Source organism: Cellulosimicrobium sp. CUA-896 (assembly GCF_001942335.1).
Classification (GTDB): domain Bacteria; phylum Actinomycetota; class Actinomycetes; order Actinomycetales; family Cellulomonadaceae; genus Cellulosimicrobium.
The window spans coordinates 87,536-104,872 of the sequence record NZ_MKKH01000002.1; the positions used below are offsets into that span (position 1 = coordinate 87,536).

The following is a 17,337-nucleotide window of genomic DNA, read 5'->3' on the forward strand; positions in this document are numbered from 1 at the left end:
CGGGCCGTCACCCCGCGGGCTCCCACGCCCGGACGGCGCTGATCGTCGCGATCCAGTCGCTCTCCGTCGCGAGCGGGATGAAGTCGGGGTGCAGGCCGCCCACGATGCCCGTGTAGTTCGCGGCCAGCACGGGCACGTCGCGCTCGGTCGTCATCGGCACGCGCACCCGCACCGCCGTGACCTCGACGGGGTCGAACCGGAAGAGCGCGACGCGGTCGAAGAACTGGCCGGTCTGGGTCGCGACGTCCTGCCACGCGCCGTCGGGCGTGCGGACCGAGACCGTGTAGTCCCGCAGGCCCGAGGTGCAGCACCGGATGCCCGCGGTCGCGACGGCGACCCGGTCGACGGTCCGCGGTCCGTCCGTGGTGATCTCCACGCCGGGGCTCTCGTCCACGACGCCGTCGGCGAGGCGGCCCGAGCGCCACGGCTCGCGCACCGCGAACGTGCCCGAGGTGACGACGTCGGCGTCGTTCGCGTCCTCGTGCGTGGACGTCGCCGTCACCGGCCGGCCCTCGAGCACGTCGTCGCCGAACGCCTCGACGGGCGCGACGTCGACCCCCGCGCCGGGCGGCAGGAGCAGGAGCACGGGCGCGCCGGTCACGGGCACCTCCACGCCCTCGGCCGGGACGGCCAGGGGCCGCTCGGCGCCGTAGAGGTCGCGGGCGGTCGCGGCGACCGGGGCACCGGCGGGGGTGAGGCGCACCGTCGTCGTGAGGTCCTCGCTCCACAGCGCGAGGAGCCCTCGGCCGCCCAGCGCGCCGCCCGCCCCGGTCGCGCGCACCGCGCGCACCCCGGGGGTCCCGGTCTCGACAACGGTGAACCCGTCGTACCCGGCGAGCACGGGCGCGGTGGCCGCGAAGGCCGCCCCGGCGGGCTTGACGTACTGCCCGAACTGGAGCAGCGACCACGAGTTGCCCGCCTCCCCGAAACCGCCCTCGGAGAAGAAGTACGTCCACTCGTCGACGCCCTCGAGCCCGTACCAGACGAGCTTGCGCGCGACGTCCGACCCGCCCGCCCAGAAGTTCGCGACGCCGTCGGACCACCACCCCGTCTCCGTGTCCCACAGCGGGAGGTCGCCGCACGGCGCGACGGCCTCCCGGAGCTGGTCGAGCTCCGCGCCCTCCTCGGAGAAGCCCTCCTCCTCCCACGACCGGTTGAACCCGGTGTACGGGTGGATGCCGACGACGTCGAGCGAGTCGCACCCCCCGGCCTCCACGAGCCGCTCCCACCAGCCCGGGTCGACCCCCAGGGTGTTGCCGCCGACCACGACGACGTCGGGGTGCGCGGCGCGCGCCGCGGCGGCGAACGGCGCACCGACGGCCTCCTCGTAGGCGGCGCCGTCGAAGCCGGTGTTGTTGGGCTCGTTCCAGGGCTGCCAGTACCGCAGCTGCGGGGCGCGCTCGTGGATCTCGGCGACGATCAGCCGCGACCACCCCTCCCAGGTCCCGGCGTCGACCGCGGCCCGCTCGGCCTCGCCCCCGGAGCCGAGCTGGAGCGCGAGCACCGTGCCGGTCTCGTCCGCGAGCTCGGCGGCCGCGGCGAGCTCGGCGAACGGGTCGACCTCGGCCGGCTCTCGCCCTCCTCGACGTCGGGCTCGAAGGCGGCGTTCGGCAGCGCGTCCCACACGATGCCGTCGGGGTCCGGGTCCCCGGTGGGGTCCGGCACGAGCGCCCCGAAGTCGAGCTGCGTGCGGTGGCTGCCGACCCCGAGCTGGACGGCGAGCTGCACGCCGCGCAGCGGTCCGGCCCCGCCCCAGTCGGCGCCGTCGGCGAGCTGCGCGGGGTCGAGCGCGCTCCCCGGCGCGGCGACCGTGTACCGCAGGCACGCCCCCGAGACCGCCTCCCCCGTCGCCGTCTCGACGAGCGCCGCGTCCACCTCGTAGACGCCGGGGCGCGTCGGCGGCAGCTCGAGCGCGACCTCGCCACCGTCCGCGGGGAGGTCGACGAGCCGTTCCTCGCCCACCACGGCGTCCCACACGCGCGGGTCGCCGCGCACCTGGTAGCGCAGGCGGTACGTGTCCGCGCGCTCGCCCCACACGTCGTCGAACGCGGCGACGACGCGCGGCTCGACACCGTCGGGGAAGACGCCGTACGGCCGGTCCGTCAGGAGACCGGCCCCCAGGCCGAGGCCGCCGAACAGCTCCTCGTTCGCGGCGTTGAGCTTCACCGGCGCCCCGAGCTGGTACGCCATCCGGTCCGCGGTGATCTCGGTGATCGCGAACCCGCCCTCCTCCCCGTGCGTGAGCACGTAGTAGGGCGCGTCGCCGTCGGTGCCGTCGCGCAGCACCGGCGTGCGCTCCCACAGCGCGAACGGCTGCTCGAGGTCCTTGTGCGTGTCGAGCCACACGCCGCGGAAGACGCCGTCGTCGCCGTACCAGCGCAGCCCCAGCGCCTCCTCCGCGACGAGGAGGCCGTCCCCGTCCGGTCCCGTCGTCACGCCCGTGGCGTCGTCCAGCCACGGCACGCGCGGGACGCCGAACGGCCGGCCGCGCTGCCAGCTCGCCCCGACGTGCAGGCCGGGCTCCAGCTCCTCGTCGACGGCGACGAGGTCGACCGAGCGGACGTCGCCGTCGCGCTCGTCGGTCGCCACCAGGGCGCGACCGTCGGGGAGCTGGGCGAGCACCCCGCCGACGAAGGGCACCGTGTCGAGCAGCTCGCCGTCGCCGGACAGGCGGTGCAGCACCTCCCCCGCCTCCTGGACGCCGACGACGTCCCCCGGGCCCGACGGCCAGCGCACCGTGCCGTACAGGTCGAGCAGGCCGCCCGCGGTGTGCTCGTTCTCGGGGATCGTCGTCGACCACACCGTGGCGCCGTCGGGCGCGACGCGCAGCACGTCGCGGCGCTGCATGAGCGTGTCGAGGAGGTACACGTCGCCGTCCGGCGCCACCTCGAACGTGTCCGTGCTGAACGTCTCGCTGGCCCCGTCCCAGTCCAGCTCGACGGGCGTGGTCGCGACGACGTCGCCGGTCGCGAGGTCGTAGCGCGTGACCGTGTACGTCGCCTCGCGGTCCCACTCGAGCACCCAGGCGCCGCCGTCCTGGACCCGGAACGTGAGGAGCTCGCCGTCGTCGAGCGTCGTCACGTCGTCGACCACGGTCCGGACGCCCCCGAGCTCCTCCGTGTCGACGCCGTCCTCGGTGACCTGCTCGAGCCGGGGGAAGCCGCACACCGGCGCGGGCCCGGCACGGTCGACCGGCGCGACGGCCGGGGCGTCGCCGGACGCCCCGGGACCGCTGCTGCCCGCGGGCCCGCCGCGCCCGCCCAGCAGCGCCGTCGCGGCGACCAGGGCCGTCGACGCCCAGCGCGGTGCCGCCGGCGAGGAGCGCCGTGCGCCGCCGGGACGGCGTCGCGCCCGGGGCGTGCCCGGCGCCGTCGGCCCGTCCGTTCTCGTCCGCCGCCATCGCCGCTCCCACGTCTGCGCGGAGAACCGGCCGCGAGGGCCGCTCCGCCGATCGTAGGACCGGGCCGGCTGCGGGCTGCAGGGCCCGTGCGGAGTTTCACCCGCCCTCACGGCGTGTCCCGCGGGATTCACCCGACCGTTCTCGTGGACGGGTGTCCAGCAGCGACTATCTTTCACGTGTGCAGGCGACGAGCGACCCCGCCATCCGTGTCGCCGGGCTGGGCAAGACGTACCGGCTCGGCGCCTTCGGCGAGCGCCCGTCCACCGCGGCCGCGGCCGCGATCCAGTGGGTCCGCTCGACCGGCAAGCAGAAGTACACGTTGTTCGACGCGCTCGACGACGTGTCCTTCGAGGTCCCGCAGGGCGAGGCGCTCGGGATCGTCGGGCGCAACGGCGCGGGGAAGTCGACGCTGCTGAAGATCCTCACGCGCGTCACGGCGCCGTCGCGCGGGCGCATCGAGCTCAACGGGCGCGTGGGCTCCCTCCTCGAGGTCGGCACGGGCTTCCACCCGGAGCTGACCGGTAAGGAGAACATCTACCTCAACGGCGCGATCCTCGGCATGACGCGCAAGGAGATCAACCGCCGCTACGACGAGATCGTCGCGTTCTCCGGCATCGAGAAGTTCCTCGCGACGCCCGTGAAGCGGTACTCGTCGGGCATGTACGTGCGCCTGGCCTTCTCGGTCGCCGCGCACCTGGACACCGAGATCCTCGCGATCGACGAGGTGCTCGCCGTGGGCGACGCGGAGTTCCAGCGCCGCTCGATCCAGAAGATGCGCGAGGCCGCGGCGGGCGGCCGCACGGTGCTGTACGTCAGCCACCAGCTCCAGACCGTCCAGGCGCTGTGCACGTCGGCGGTACTGCTCGACCGCGGCACGCTCACCTACTCGGGCTCGGTCGAGGGCACGCTCCAGGCCTACCGGGACAGCTTCGAGAGCTTCGCGGCGGCGCAGTCCGACCCGGCGAAGCGCCCGGGCAGCGGCGACCTGCGCCTGTCCTCGGTCCGCATGGACGACGAGTTCGTCAAGTCGTCCCAGGACCTCGTGGTCGAGTTCGAGGCGCCGCCCAGCAAGCACCTCGTCGGCACCTACTTCGTGTCGATGCACGTCAACAACGACCAGGGCACCGTCATCGCGCAGTGCGACTCGCGGCTCGTCGGCCGGTGGTTCGACCCCGAGCAGCACCAGAAGGGACGCCTCGTCGTGCGCGACCTGTGGCTCAAGCCGGGCCGGTACACCGTCGACGTGTACGCGTGCCAGTCCGGCGTGCTCGACGCGTGGGAGGGCGCCTGGCAGTTCGAGGTGCTGCCCGACCTGCCGTACCCCGAGTTCACGGAGTCGTCCGGCACCGACAAGGGCGTCGTCTTCGCCGACTTCGACTACGAGGGGGCCTGACGTGGAGGAGACGCTGCAGCGCACCGTCATCACGCCGCCCGGCGCCTCAACCTGCCGGCCTGGCGCGAGCTGTGGAACGCGCGCGAGGTCGCGGTACGGCTCGCGCAGCGCGACATCATCGTGCGGTACCGGCAGACGTTCCTCGGGATCTTCTGGGTGATCGCCAGCCGCTCGTCAGCGCCGGGATCTTCACCGTCGTGTTCGGGCAGATCGCCGACCTCTCGACCGGCGACTCCGCGATCCCGTACTTCCTGTTCACGCTCGCGGGGATGCTCGCCTGGAACCTGTTCAACGGCTCCCTCGGACGCGCGTCGAGCTCCATGGTCGGCAACCAGTCCCTCGTGCAGAAGGTGTTCTTCCCGCGCCTCCTCGTCCCCGTCTCGAGCCTCGCGTCCGTCGTCGTGGACTTCCTCGTGGCCCTCGTCCTCGCGGTCGTGCTGCTCTTCGTCTACGGCGTGAACCCCGGGTGGGCCGTCCTGCTCCTGCCCGTCTGGATCCTGCTCATCCTCATGATCGGCACGGGGATCGGCCTCGCCGCCGCGGCGTACATGGTCAAGTACCGGGACGTGCAGTACGTCCTGCCGTGGACGATCCAGATCCTGCTCTACGCGAGCCCGGTGGCGTACGCGCTGTCGGAGGTGCCCGACAACCTCCGCTGGCTGTTCGACATCAACCCCGTGACGTGGTTCCTCGAGGGCTTCCGCTGGTCGCTCCTCGGCACCGAGGCCCCCGTGACGTGGCAGGTCGTCGCGCTCGTCGTCGCGGCGCCGCTCATCTTCCTCGGCGGCACGCTCGTGTTCCAGAAGAACGAGCGCGAGTTCGCGGACTTCATCTGATGCGCCTCACCGCGTACGCCCTCGTCGCCGACCCCAGCTTCCTGGCGTCGAGCCTGCGGGCGTACTACGACCACGTCGACCGCATCGTGCTGTCCTACGACGCGACGGCGACGTCGTGGACGGGCACGCCGCTGCCGCTCGACGAGTGCCTCGCGGTGATCAAGGAGCTCGACACCGCGGGCAAGTGCGAGCACGCCCCCGGCGACTACGCCCGTCCGGGCACGGCGCCGCTCGACGCCGAGACGCAGCAGCGCCAGGAGGCGCTCGACGCCGCGTCGCAGGACGCCGACTGGGTGCTGCAGCTCGACACCGACGAGGTGATGCTCCGGCCGTCCGCGTTCCTCGCGTCGCTGCGCCGCGCCGACGGTGCCGGCGCCGCTGCGCTCGACTACCCGTCGCGCTGGCTCTACACGCGCGTCGCGCCCGGCCGCTACCTCGAGGCGAGCCGCCGGTTCGGGCAGCCCGCCGCGTCCTACCCCGGCCCGCTCGCCGTGCGCGCCGGCACGCGGCTCACCCATGCGCGACAGGTCGACGGCCCGCTCTACCGGGTCGACCTCGGCCCGTGGAACACCGACCCCGCCCGCCCCCGCGACGCGATCGTGCACGAGGTCGTCCGGCCGCAGGACGCCGTCCTGCACTTCTCGTGGGTGCGCCGGCCGGAGGCGATGCGCCAGAAGTTCGGCTGGTCCGGCCACACCGCGCACTACTCGCGCCCGGGCGTCTACGAGCGCTGGGAGCACCGGACGCGGCACCCGTACCGCGCCGCCCTCACCTCGCCGCTGCGCCGCCAGGAGTGGTACCGCCTCGTCACCGTCCCCGAGCCGCCGGGGGGCGAGCCATGAGCACCGCACCGGACCTCACCGTGAGCGTCGTCGTCGTCACGTACGGCCGGCCCGACAGCGTCCGCGAGTGCCTCGAGCACCTCGGTCGGCTGCGGACGCCGGCGCTCGAGGTCGTCGTCGTCGACGCGTCGCCCGACGAGCGCACGCGCACCCTCGTGCGCGAGGAGTTCCCCGACGTGCGCCTCCTGCACAGCACGCTCGGGCGCGGCACGACGCCGGAGTCGCGGCAGATGGGCTTCGCCGTGACGCGCGGCGACGTCGTCGCGTTCGTCGACGACGACGCCTACGTCGCGCCCGACTGGCTCGACGAGCTGCTCGCGCCGTACGCCGACCCCGACGTGGTCGCCGTCGGCGGTCGGGCGGACAACGGCATCCCGGGTGAGGAGGCGGAGGGGCTCGACCGCATCGGCCGCCTCCTGCCCGACGGCCGGCTCACGGGCTACTTCGCCGCGGACCCCGGGCGGGCCGTCGAGGTCGACCACCTGCTCGGCGCGAACATGTCGTTCCGGCGCGAGGCGCTCGCGGCGATCGGCGGGATCCGGGGCAACTACCCGGGCACGTGCCTGTGCGAGGAGTCCGACATCTCGCTGCGCCTGCGCGCGACCGGCGGCCGGCTCGTGTACACGCCGCGCGCCTCGTGCGGCACATGGCGGCGCCGTACGGCATCGGCGGCAAGCGGTTCGACCGCCGCTACCTGTACTACGCGCGGCGCAACCACGTCGTCATGCTCGTGCGGAACTTCGGCTGGCGCGACCCGATGGTGCGCCGCTACGCGCGCTCGACGCTGCGCGCGCAGTCGAGCTACGTGTGGGCGGTGCGCAGCCGCCTCGGCCCCACCATGGCCGACGGGTCGCCGCGCTCGCTCGTGCGGCGCGTCACCGCGCCGGTCGTCCTGTCCCGGGCCGTCGCGGAGCTCTCCGGTCTCGCCGCGGGCGTCCCGGCCGCGGCCGGCGCCGTGCGCCGGGACCGGCTCGACGGGGTGCCGAGACCGTGACGCGGCGCCTGGTGCACGTCATCACGCCGGGCGACCACTTCTCCCCCCGGACGGGCAGCGCCGTGCCGACCGTCGTCGACGGGCTGAGCCGCGCGGGGCGCCCGGCACGCCGGCCGCGCGCGTCCTCGTCGCGCGCGGCACGTACCCGGACCGGTACGCGAGCGCGACGGTCCTCGAGTACCCCGAGGCCGTGGCCCGACCCGCCGACCGGTACCTCGACGCGGCGCTCCCCCGCCTCGGCCTGCCGCGGCTCGCGGCGCGGCGGGTCCTGGGCGCCGCGACCCGCACGCAGGACGCGTGGGACCCGTCCTGGGTGCTCGCGCACAACGCGCCCGCGCTCGTCCCGCTGGTCGACGCGCGGCGGCACGCCCCGGTGCTCTACTGCCACAACCAGGTGCTGCGCACGTACTCGGCGCGGGAGGCGGCGCGCACGCTCGCGCCCGCGGCCGCCGTCGTGTGCGTGAGCGACCACCTCGCCGAGCAGGTCCGCGACCGCCTGCCGCGGTCGTTGCGCGGGCGCGTGGCGACGGTCCGCAACGGCGTGGACGTCGAGGCGTTCGCGCTCCCCCGCGTCCCGCGGACGGGACGGCTCCGGGTCGCCTACGTCGGCCGCGTCATCCCGGACAAGGGCGTGCACGTGCTGCTCGACGCCGTCGCCCGCCGCGGGCGCGACGACGTCGAGGTGACCGTCGTCGGACGCCCCGGCTTCGCCCGCGACGCGCCCCTGACCCCGTACGAGCAGGAGCTGCGCACCCGCGCGGCCTCGTCCCCGGCACCCGTCCGGTTCGCGTCCTTCGTGGACCGCGACGCGCTGCCCCGCCTCCTCGCCGCGGCCGACGTGCTCGTCGTCCCCTCCGTCTGGGCCGAGCCCTTCGGCCTCACCGCGCTCGAGGGCATGGCGGCCGGGGCCGCGGTCGTCGCGTCCGACGTCGGCGGCCTGCCGGAGGCCGTCGGGGACGCCGGCGTGCTCGTCCCGCCGGGCGACACGGACGCGCTCGCGGCCGCGCTCGCGGCGTTCGCCGACGACGAGGGCGCCCTGGAACGCGCCCGCGCGGCGGCGGTCCGGCACGCGCGCGACCACGACTGGCGCGCGGCCCGGCGACGGCTCGACGCCGTGCTGTCCGGGGCGCCCGCCGCCACCGCCGGACCCCTCCGGTCGCCCGATCGTGCTCCTGGCCGTTCCCCTGCCCCTGCCCCTCCCCCCGTACCCGACGACCCCACCACGAGGCCGTGACCACGCTCCGCACCCGCACCGTGCCGGTGCGCACCATGACCGCCGACGACCTCGAGCGCTGGGCGCGGCTCACCGACCGCGCGCTCGAGCCCAACCCGTTCCTCTCGCCGGCCTACCTCGCGACGGCCGCGCGCCACCTGCCGGAGGCTCGAGGGGTCGTCGTCGTCCTCGTCGAGGACGACGAGCGCCTGCGGGCCGTCCTGCCCCTCAGCCCGAGCCGCTCCGAGCCTCCGGCACGCGCTACGCCACGACGGCCGGCCCGTTCCTCGGCAGCGACTCGCCCCTGTGCGCCCCGCTGGTCGACGCCGAGGGCGCGGACGACACGCTCGACGCGCTGCTCGCGCACCTGCGCTCGCGGGCGAACGGCTTCCCCGGCCTGGTCGAGCTCACCCTCGTCCCCGGCGACGGCCCGCTGTGGGAGGCCCTGCACCGTGCGTGCGCGCGCCGCCGGGTGAGCGTGTTCGAGCGGTCGCGCTTCGAGCGGGGGGTGCTGCGCCGCACCCCCGGCGCACCCGCCCCCCGCGCGGCGCTGAGCACCTCGCGCCGCAAGCAGGTCGACCGGATGCAGCGTCGGCTCGAGCGCGAGATCGGCCCCGTCACGGTCACCGACCGCGGCGACGACCCGGACGGCTTCGAGGAGTTCGTCCGCCTCGAGGCCGCGGGGTGGAAGGGCACCACCGAGGAGGGTGGCGCGCTCGCCGTCGTCCCCGGGCGGGCCGCGTGGTTCCGCGACGTCGCCGCGGGACTGCGCGCGCGCGGCAACCTCGTCGTGTTCCGCGTCCGCGCGGGCGACGAGACGGTGATGATGTCGGTGCTGCTGCGCGCCGGCCGGTCGCTGTACTGCCTCATGGACGCCTACGACGAGCGCTGGGCGCACTGCAGCCCGGGCACCGTCGGGCGGGTGCTCGAGCAGGAGTTCGTGCTCGAGCACACCGACGCGACCTGCTCGACCCGTGCGTGCACCCCAGCAACAGGATCCCCACCGGCCTGTACCGCGAGCGCCGGTCGCTCGTCGGGCTCGTGCTCGGCACCCGCCCGGGCGCCCGGGCGCTGCTCGCCGTCGGCCGCGCTCGACGCACGGTCCGCGACCGGCTGGCGGCCCGGAGGTCTGCCCCGCAGGAGGAGGCAGCGACGTGAGTCGCGGCGCGGCGACGGCTCGACGCCGCGCCGGCCGGGACGGGGCGCGAGGAGAGGACCGGGCCATGACACCGAGACGTACCGTGCGGACGCTGCGGCTGGCCGACGTGGGCGCGGACGACGCCGCGCGCTGGGCCGACCTCGCACGCCGCGCCGTGGAGCCGAACCCGTTCCTCGACCCGTCCTTCCTCCTGGCGGCGCACCGGTGGTTCGACGACACCGGCGACATCCGTCTCGTGGTGGTCGAGGAGGACGACCGCATGGTCGCTCTCCTGCCGCTGAGCCGCCGACCCCGCTTCGCCCCGCTCCCCCTCCCGTACGCGACGACCGCCGGGCCGTTCCTCGCGCGTCGCGCTCCCCTGTGTGCGCCGCTGGTCGATCGGCACGACACGACGGACGTGCTCACGACGCTCCTGCGTCACCTCGGCCGGCGGAGCTCCGGGTTCCCCGGTCTCCTCGAGCTGACCCTCTTCCCCGGTGACGGCACGCTGCACGACGCGCTCCACGACGCTGCGCGGGCCACCGGGACGCCCGTGCTCGAGCGGTACCGGTTCGAGCGCGCCGCGGGACGACCGGTCGCTGCGCCAGGAAGCTGGCGGGACCTCCTCAGCACGTCGCGGCGCAGGAAGCTGCGGCGGTTCGCGCGAGCGCTCGAGGAGGAGCTCGGGCAGCCGCTCGTCGGGGAGGAACGCGGCGACGACCCGCGGGCGCTCGCCGACTTCGTCGAGCTCGAGGCGGCGGGCTGGAAGGGGACCACGCCCGGCGGCGGCGCCCTCCGGGTCGTCCCGCACGGTGTCGAGTGGTTCACGGAGGTCGCGGAGGGCTTCCGCGCCCGCAGGCTGCTCCGGATCTTCGTGCTGCGCGCTGGTGACGTCACCGTCTACATGTCCGTGAAGCTCGTCTGCGGCGGGGGCGTCTTCGGCGTCATGGACGCCTACGACGAGCGCTTCGCGCGGTGGAGCCCCGGCGTCGTCGGGCGCGCCGCCGAGGTCGACCAGCTCCTCGCCGACCCACGGGTCGAGCTGTTCGACCCCTGCATGCACCCGAAGAACGCCGCGAGCACGGCGCTCTACCCGCAGCGACGGACGTTGGTCGGTCTGCTGCTCGCGCCGCGCGGGGCGATCGACCGGGCACTCGTCCGGTCCGTGCCGTGGCTGCGCTCGGCACGCTCGACGCTGCGCGACGGCGTGCGCCGTGCCGGCGACGTCACGGGACGGATGCGGGGTCGCCGTGCACCGGCGCCCGGAGGGGGCGCTGCGAGCAGCGGCGCCGGTGCCCCGGACGGTCAGGGTCCCGCGAGCGTCGCGACCTCCCCCGCGGACAGCGCCCGGTCGTAGACGGCGACCTCGTCGACCGCGCCGCGCAGCGGGTAGCCGCCGCCCGGCTCGTTGCCGACGAGCAGCGGCAGGTCGTTGGCCGCCACGGCTGCCGGCCCGGGGACCGACCCCTGCTCGACGCCGTCGACGAAGAGGCGCACCCGCGAGCCGTCGAACGTGCCGACGAGGTGCACCCATCGCTGCCCGTCGGCCGGGTACGCGGAGGTCGCGTCCGCCCGGTGGGCGTTGCCGGCCGACGCCTGGTCGAGGCGGAAGAACGCGCGGCCGTTGCTCGCGAGCCCGAGCTCGTAGCCGTCCACCGTGTACCCCTGCGCCTTCTTGACGACGTACTGCGTCGCCACCCGCTCGGGCCGCACCCACGCGGAGACGGTCAGGCCGTCCTGCGGGTCGAGCCCGTCGGCGTCGGGGACGGTCACGAGGCCCGAGACGCCGTCGAGGCGCACCGCCCCGCCGACCACGCCCGGGACGCGCGTCACCCCGCCGGAGGTCGCGCCGCTGCGCGCCCAGCCGGAGCCGTCGAGCACCGCGGTGCCGGACGGCTCGCCCAGGCCCCACGACCCCTGGACGCCGGCGGCGAGGAGCACGGTCACCGTCACGGTCGCGGGTTCCGACCACACGCCGTCCGCGCCGGCGCGCACCGTGAACGTGTCCGTGCCGACGACGCCGGCGGCCGGCGTGTAGCGCACGGTGCGCGTCGCCGGGTCGAGCACCTCGGTCGTCCCAGCGGTCGGCTCGTCGACGACCTCGACGGCGAGCACCGCGCCGTCCGCTCCCGAGACCGCGAGCGGCACCTCCACGGCTGTCCCCGCGGTCGTCGTGAGCGCCGCGTCGTCCACGACCGGCGGAGCGGCCGGCTCGACGGGCGGGTCGGTCGGGTCTGTGGGCTCCACCGGCGGGTCGGCCGGGTCCGTCGGCTCGACCGGCGGGTCGGCCGGGTCCGTCGGCTCGACCGGCGGGTCGGTCGGGTCCGTCGGCTCGACCGGCGGGTCGGTCGGGTCCGTGGGACCGGTGGGCTCCGTCGTCGGGTCCGTCGGCTCCGGCTCGGTCGGGACGGAGCCCTCCGGTGCCCCGGGCTGGGCGTCCGCGGTCGCGGACAGACCCGCGACCTGCGCGGCCGTGAGCGCACGGTCGTAGAGCCGCACCTCGTCGACGGCTCCGCGCAGCGGGTAGCCGCCCGCCGGCTGGTCGCCGACGACGAGCGGGAGGGCGTTGGTCGCGACGCTCGACGGCCCGGCGACGGATGCCACCTCGACGCCGTCGACGAACAGGCGCACGCGGTCGCCGTCGAACGTGCCCGCGAGGTGCACCCAGGTGCGCCCGTCCGCGGGCAGCGCCGTGGACGCGTCCGCCCGGTAGGAGTTGCCGCCGCTCGCCTGGTTCACGCGGAAGAACGGCCGGCCGGTGCTCGCGACCGCGAGCTCGTACCCGTCCACCTGGTACCCGTCGGCCTTCTTCACGACGTACTGCGTGTCCGTGCGCTCGAGCCGCACCCACGCCGAGACGGTCAGCGCCGCGGAGACGTCGAGCGCCGCGGCGTCGGGCACCGTGACGCGCCCGGTCGCGCCGTCGAACCGCACGGCCGAGCCGGAGACCCCCGGGACCCAGGCGGACCCGCCCGACAGCGCGCCGTCGAGGTCCCGCCCGGACGCGTCGCCTGCGACCGTGCCCGCCCCCTCGTCGAGGGACCAGGACCCGCGCAGGCCCGCCTCGGCGACGACGGCGAGCGTCACGGTCGCGGGCTGCGACCACGCGCCGCCGCCCGCGCGGACCCGGAACGTGAACGAGTCCGTCCCGACGAACCCGGCACGCGGGGCGTAGGTGTACGTGCCCGTGGAGGTGCCGGTGAGGGTGAGCGTGCCCGACGTCGGGGCCGTGACGACCTGGAACTCGGGCGTGCCCGACGCGACCTGGGCCCCGAGGACGCCGCTCACCGGGGTCCCGGACGTGGTGGACGCCGAGCCCGGGAGCGCGACCGGCGCGGCCGGCGGCGGCGTCGTGCCGGAGTGCAGCGCCGCGACGTCGGCCGCGGACAGCGCCCGGCCGTAGACCCGGATGCCGTCGACGGCACCGCGCAGCGGGTACGCGCCGTCGGCCTGCCCGCCGAGGACCAGCGGCAGGTCGTTGACCTCGACCTCGTCCGGCCCGGCGACGGACGACTGCTGGACGCCGTTCACGTACAGGCGCACGCGGTCGCCGTCGAACACGCCGGCGAGGTGCACCCAGGTGCGGCCGTCGCTCGGGTACGCCGACGTCGCCTCGGCGCGGTGGGCGTTGCCGCTCGAGGCCTGGTTGACGCGGAAGAACGCGCGCCCGCCGCTGGACAGGCCGATCTCGTACCCGTCGGTCTCGTACCCCGCGGCCTTCTTGACCACGTACTGGGTCGCGACGCGCTCGGGGCGCACCCACGCGGAGACGGTGAGCGCGCCCGCGACGTCGAGCGCGGGGCCGTCGGGCACCGTCACCCGGCCGGACGACCCGTCCAGGCGGACGGCGGAGCCCGCGACCCCGGGGACCCACGACGCCCCGCCGGAGAGCCGGCCCTGCCCGCCCCAGCCGGACGCGTCCGCGGTGGGCGTGCCGGAGCCCTCGTCGAGCTCCCACCGTCCGCGCAGGCCGGACTCGTCCGTCACCGCCACGCTCACGCGCGCGGTGTTCGACCACACCGTGCCCGCACCGACGCGGAACGTGAACGACGCGGCGCCGACGAAGCCGGCGGCGGGCGTGTAGACGAACGCGCCGGTGGCGGGGTTCGTGACCTGCACCGTGCCCGACGCCGGCCCGGTCACCACCTCGAAACGGTCGCCCGTGCGGGTGCCGGACGCCGTCAGCGTGCCCGCCACGGGCGTGCCACGGGTGGTCGCGACGGTCCCGTCGGACGCCACGGGCGCACCCGGGTGCGTCCACGCGAGCCGCGCGGTCCCCGCGGTGCTCGTCGACGCGGCGAGCACCAGCGTCTCGCCGGGCACCTGGTCCTTCGGCCCGGTGGCGTTGTTGTACGCACCGTCGAGGACGACGTCCGCGGCGCCGGAGAAGTCGAGGTCGCCGAGCGGGACGACCTTCTCGAGGATGTCGTCGAGCTGCTCGCTCGCGGTGTAGACGACGCGCAGCATGCCGGTCTGCTCGTCGATCTGGACGATCGGGCGCGTCCCGCGCCGGTCCACCTCGCGCAGCGGGTCCCACGTGCCCGACGGCCGGCGCACGAGCAGGGCGATCGTCGTCGCGGACGGGGTGTCGTAGGACGTCTTGACGGCCGCGTAGAGCGTGCCGTCGGACGCGAGCGCGACGTTGAGGTGGTCGTCCGCCATGCCGTCGCCGAGGTTCAGCGCCGACGACCCGGCCGGCACCTCGTCCGCCGTCCAGGTCTGCGGGCTCGCGCCGTCCTGGTGCGTGCGGAACCCGAAACGCTCGGTCTGCTGGTTCGACCAGAGCACGCCGATCCGGTTGCCACCGAGCCGCGTGACGAGCGCGATGTCGTCCTCGGTGACGCCGCTCGCGACCGTGACGGGTGACGAGAAGGTCGTGTACGGCGCGTCGCTCCAGCGCGCGACCACGGACGACGACGTGTCGGCGACCAGCCACATCCGTCCCGTGGAGTCGACGTCGATCGTCGCCGTCTCGCTGCCGGGGAGGGAGACGGACGTCGCGGTGGTCCGCTGCGACCACGGCGCGTACGTGTTCGACGATGCGACGTGCTGCAGCGACACGAGCGACGTCGACGGACCGTGCAGGAGCACGTGCACCACGTCGCCGACCGGCTTGACGTCCGCGCGCACGTCCGTGCGGCTGGAGATGCGCGTCACCGCCGTCCAGGAGGCGGCCCCCGCGTCGTAGCGCCACACCCAGGTGCCCACGGGCGACGTGGACGTCGACGCGAGCACGGCCCACCAGGTCCCGTGCGCGCGCCACACCTTCGACTGCGGCTTCTCGCCGGTGTTGCCCGCGATCGGGACGTCCGCCGCCGCGAGCGTCAGCGCCTCCGACCCGGCCTCCGGGGCCGCGTCGGGCGCGGCGTCCGGCGCGGGCTGCGCGTCCGCCGCCGGCGCCTCGGGCTGCCACGACAGCGTGAGCAGCCCGCCGTCCGGGTCCTGCGCTCCGACCTCGACCAGGTACTCCTGCCCCTCCTCGGCGTCGAACGTCACGCGCGAGGTCGCGAGGTCGCCGTCGTCGTCGCCCGCGGCCACGACCGGGCCGTCCGCCGTGCCCGCGCGGACCTCCAGGGTCGTGGGCAGCTCGCTCCCGGCCGTGGAGAACGTCACCGGCCCGGTGGCGGGCGCGGTCCAGCGCCACCACAGGGACCGCGCGACGAGCGAGGCAGGGCCGGGACCCCGGTGCTCGGCCGGGAACGTGGCGGCCACGTCCTGGCCGGTCGCGCCGCCGATCGCCCGCGCCTCGCGCGCGACGTCGCCCTCGACCTCGGGCTGCGCGGCGACCGCGTCGGGGGCGGCCCACGGCGACGGGGCGGCCGACGCCGCGAGGACCGCGGCCACGAGCGCGACGGACGCCGCACCCGCGGTGATGCGCTGGAGCCCGGTGCGCCGGTGGGCGGGAGAGGTGCGTGCCATGCGGACGGTCCGGTTCTGCTCGACGGTGCTCGGGGACGACGGCGCGAGTCCCCCTGCGGTGCTCCGTCTACCCAGAATGGAAGCATCCCGACACGCCGGAGGGGAGCCGTTCAGGCCAAGTTCACCCGCTCGAGAGGTTCATGCGGCTCGTGCCGCCGCCGTACCTTGATCTCTGCCGGTCCGCCGGGACCCATCCCTCGACCCAGGAGGCCGCATGGCGCGCCAACGGACCGCGACGGTCGCCAGGCCCCCCGCCGACTCCCCGCGGAGGTCCGCGGCACCGGGCACGGACGTGGACGTGGACGTGGACGTCACGACGTTCACCCCGGGCGACTACGCGTTGCACTGGGACGCCGGCCTCGGCGCGTTCCGCCACCAGTACGACCGCGACCTGCAGATGGTCGCGCTCTGGTCGGGCGCCCGGCACCGCGAGGCCGAGATCCTCGACATCCTCCGCGAGCGCTTCCACGTGCTCGCGGAGATCGAGGTGCGCTGGTCGCCCGACCGGGTGGTCACCAACTTCGAGCGCCTCTACGGCCAGGGGCTGTGGGGCACGTCGCCGAAGCACCTCGAGGTCGGCGCCGGCCCGTTCCTCCTCCTCGTGCTGGAGGACCCCGAGCCGCGGTACGCCTACCGCCAGAACGTGTCCGGGTACGTCGAGCCGACGAACGTGCACGTCGCGCAGGCGAAGGCGGCCGCGCGCCGGCTCGCGGGCGGGTACACCGTCCACTCGAGCAACAACCTGCGCGAGTTCTTCCGCGACACCACGCTGCTGCTGGGTCCCGACCGCCTCGACGAGGTCCTCGCGCGCGACCCCCACGTCTCCCCCGCGCGGGAGACGCTCGAGGCCGACCTCGTCGGCGACGCCGGCTGGACCGACCTCGACGAGCTCGCCGCGCTCCTGCGCCGCGCCGGCGAGTACGTCGTGCTGCGCAACTTCGAGGGTCTGCCGGGCGTGCTCGCCGACGACCCCGAGATCGACGTCCTCGCCCGCGACCAGACCGACTTCGCGGCGCTGCTCGGCGCGCGCCCGCTGGACCACGACGGCACCGGCGCGCGCTTCGGCACGACCGTCGGGGGCGCTCCCGTGGCGTTCGACGTGCGCTGGGTCGGCGACGGGTACCTCGACGTGCGCTGGCAGGACGACCTGCTGCGCCGGCGCACCTGGACCCCCGAGGGTCTCGCGGTCCCCCGGGCCGACGACCACCTGTTCTCGCTGCTGTACCACGCGAAGGTGCAGAAGCCTGCGGTCAAGCCCGCCTACGTCCCGCGCCTGGGCGCTCTCGCCCGCGACCTCGACCTGCCCGCGGCGCTCGCCGACGACATCACCACCGACGACGTCGCCGCGCGCGTCCTCGACGGGTTCCTGTCCGGGCACGGCTACACGGTGCCGCGCACGGCGGACCGCGGCGTGCACCGCAACGACGCGTTCGTCGCGGCCCTGCGCCTGACGACGGTCGAGCCGACGGCCGTCGACCGGGCCCGCAGCGAGCTCGTCGCGGCGGCCCGCGCCTCGCGCGCCGGCGAGCTCGCCGCACGGGTCGGAGCTCGCGCGGCGCGCCTACCGCGGCGCGCGCGCGCCGGCGGCGGAGGCGGGGCGGC

12 protein-coding genes and 1 pseudogene are annotated in these 17,337 nt (G+C 75.6%); 10 read left to right on the forward strand and 3 right to left on the reverse strand.

Features of this window, described 5'->3' with window-relative positions:
- Positions 1-7: 7 nt before the first annotated feature.
- Both BJF88_RS00890 and BJF88_RS00895 read right to left on the reverse strand, forming a co-directional pair.
- Positions 8-1,504 carry a hypothetical protein gene (locus BJF88_RS00890; RefSeq protein ID WP_075827394.1) on the reverse strand — a complete coding sequence of 499 codons (1,497 nt, stop codon included), beginning with the start codon at positions 1,502-1,504 and terminating at the stop codon, positions 8-10.
- On the reverse strand, positions 1,420-3,168 hold the full coding sequence (locus tag BJF88_RS00895; protein ID WP_075827395.1) for a hypothetical protein: 1,749 nt from the start codon (positions 3,166-3,168) through the stop codon (positions 1,420-1,422). Before BJF88_RS00895 ends, BJF88_RS00890 begins: the two co-directional genes overlap by 85 nt.
- A gap of 410 nt (positions 3,169-3,578) precedes the next feature.
- Here BJF88_RS00895 and BJF88_RS18715 point away from each other — a divergent pair, with 410 nt between their 5' ends.
- The 9 genes and pseudogenes from BJF88_RS18715 to BJF88_RS00930 all read left to right on the forward strand — a co-directional run bounded on the left by BJF88_RS18715 (position 3,579) and on the right by BJF88_RS00930 (position 11,173).
- A complete protein-coding gene (locus BJF88_RS18715) occupies positions 3,579-4,793 on the forward strand; it encodes an ABC transporter ATP-binding protein (RefSeq protein WP_075827396.1) in 1,215 nt (404 codons plus the stop codon).
- A 1-nt stretch (position 4,794) separates the two neighbouring features.
- Complete coding sequence (locus BJF88_RS19375; RefSeq protein ID WP_158068855.1) at positions 4,795-4,953, forward strand: hypothetical protein; 159 nt, start codon at positions 4,795-4,797, stop codon at positions 4,951-4,953.
- Positions 4,946-5,629, forward strand: coding sequence for an ABC transporter permease (locus BJF88_RS19380; protein WP_255371625.1), 684 nt, complete (start codon positions 4,946-4,948; stop codon positions 5,627-5,629). Before BJF88_RS19375 ends, BJF88_RS19380 begins: the two co-directional genes overlap by 8 nt.
- Complete coding sequence (locus BJF88_RS00910; protein WP_075827397.1) at positions 5,629-6,471, forward strand: hypothetical protein; 843 nt, start codon at positions 5,629-5,631, stop codon at positions 6,469-6,471. The genes BJF88_RS19380 and BJF88_RS00910 overlap by 1 nt, the downstream gene beginning before the upstream one ends.
- Entirely contained in the window at positions 6,468-8,699 is a 2,232-nt protein-coding gene (locus BJF88_RS00915) for a glycosyltransferase (protein WP_075827398.1), read from the forward strand. The genes BJF88_RS00910 and BJF88_RS00915 overlap by 4 nt, the downstream gene beginning before the upstream one ends.
- Positions 8,696-9,154 (forward strand): hypothetical protein, encoded by a 459-nt coding sequence (locus tag BJF88_RS00920; RefSeq protein WP_075827399.1) that lies wholly within the window; start codon positions 8,696-8,698, stop codon positions 9,152-9,154. Before BJF88_RS00915 ends, BJF88_RS00920 begins: the two co-directional genes overlap by 4 nt.
- A gap of 32 nt (positions 9,155-9,186) precedes the next feature.
- Positions 9,187-9,582, forward strand: a pseudogene (locus BJF88_RS22795) (GNAT family N-acetyltransferase); the annotation flags it as partial.
- 74 nt (positions 9,583-9,656) lie between these two features.
- Entirely contained in the window at positions 9,657-9,836 is a 180-nt protein-coding gene (locus BJF88_RS20750) for a hypothetical protein (RefSeq protein WP_255371621.1), read from the forward strand.
- A gap of 65 nt (positions 9,837-9,901) precedes the next feature.
- Positions 9,902-11,173, forward strand: a complete 1,272-nt coding sequence (locus BJF88_RS00930; RefSeq protein WP_139315843.1) for a GNAT family N-acetyltransferase — start codon at positions 9,902-9,904, stop codon at positions 11,171-11,173.
- On the opposite strand, the gene BJF88_RS00935 is transcribed toward BJF88_RS00930, so the two are convergent.
- Positions 11,122-15,735 carry a LamG-like jellyroll fold domain-containing protein gene (locus BJF88_RS00935; RefSeq protein ID WP_075827402.1) on the reverse strand — a complete coding sequence of 1,538 codons (4,614 nt, stop codon included), beginning with the start codon at positions 15,733-15,735 and terminating at the stop codon, positions 11,122-11,124. The genes BJF88_RS00930 and BJF88_RS00935 overlap by 52 nt on opposite strands.
- Positions 15,736-16,033: 298 nt before the next feature.
- Here BJF88_RS00935 and BJF88_RS00940 point away from each other — a divergent pair.
- A partial coding sequence (locus tag BJF88_RS00940; protein WP_139315844.1) for a hypothetical protein occupies positions 16,034-17,337 on the forward strand: 1,304 nt, incomplete at its 3' end.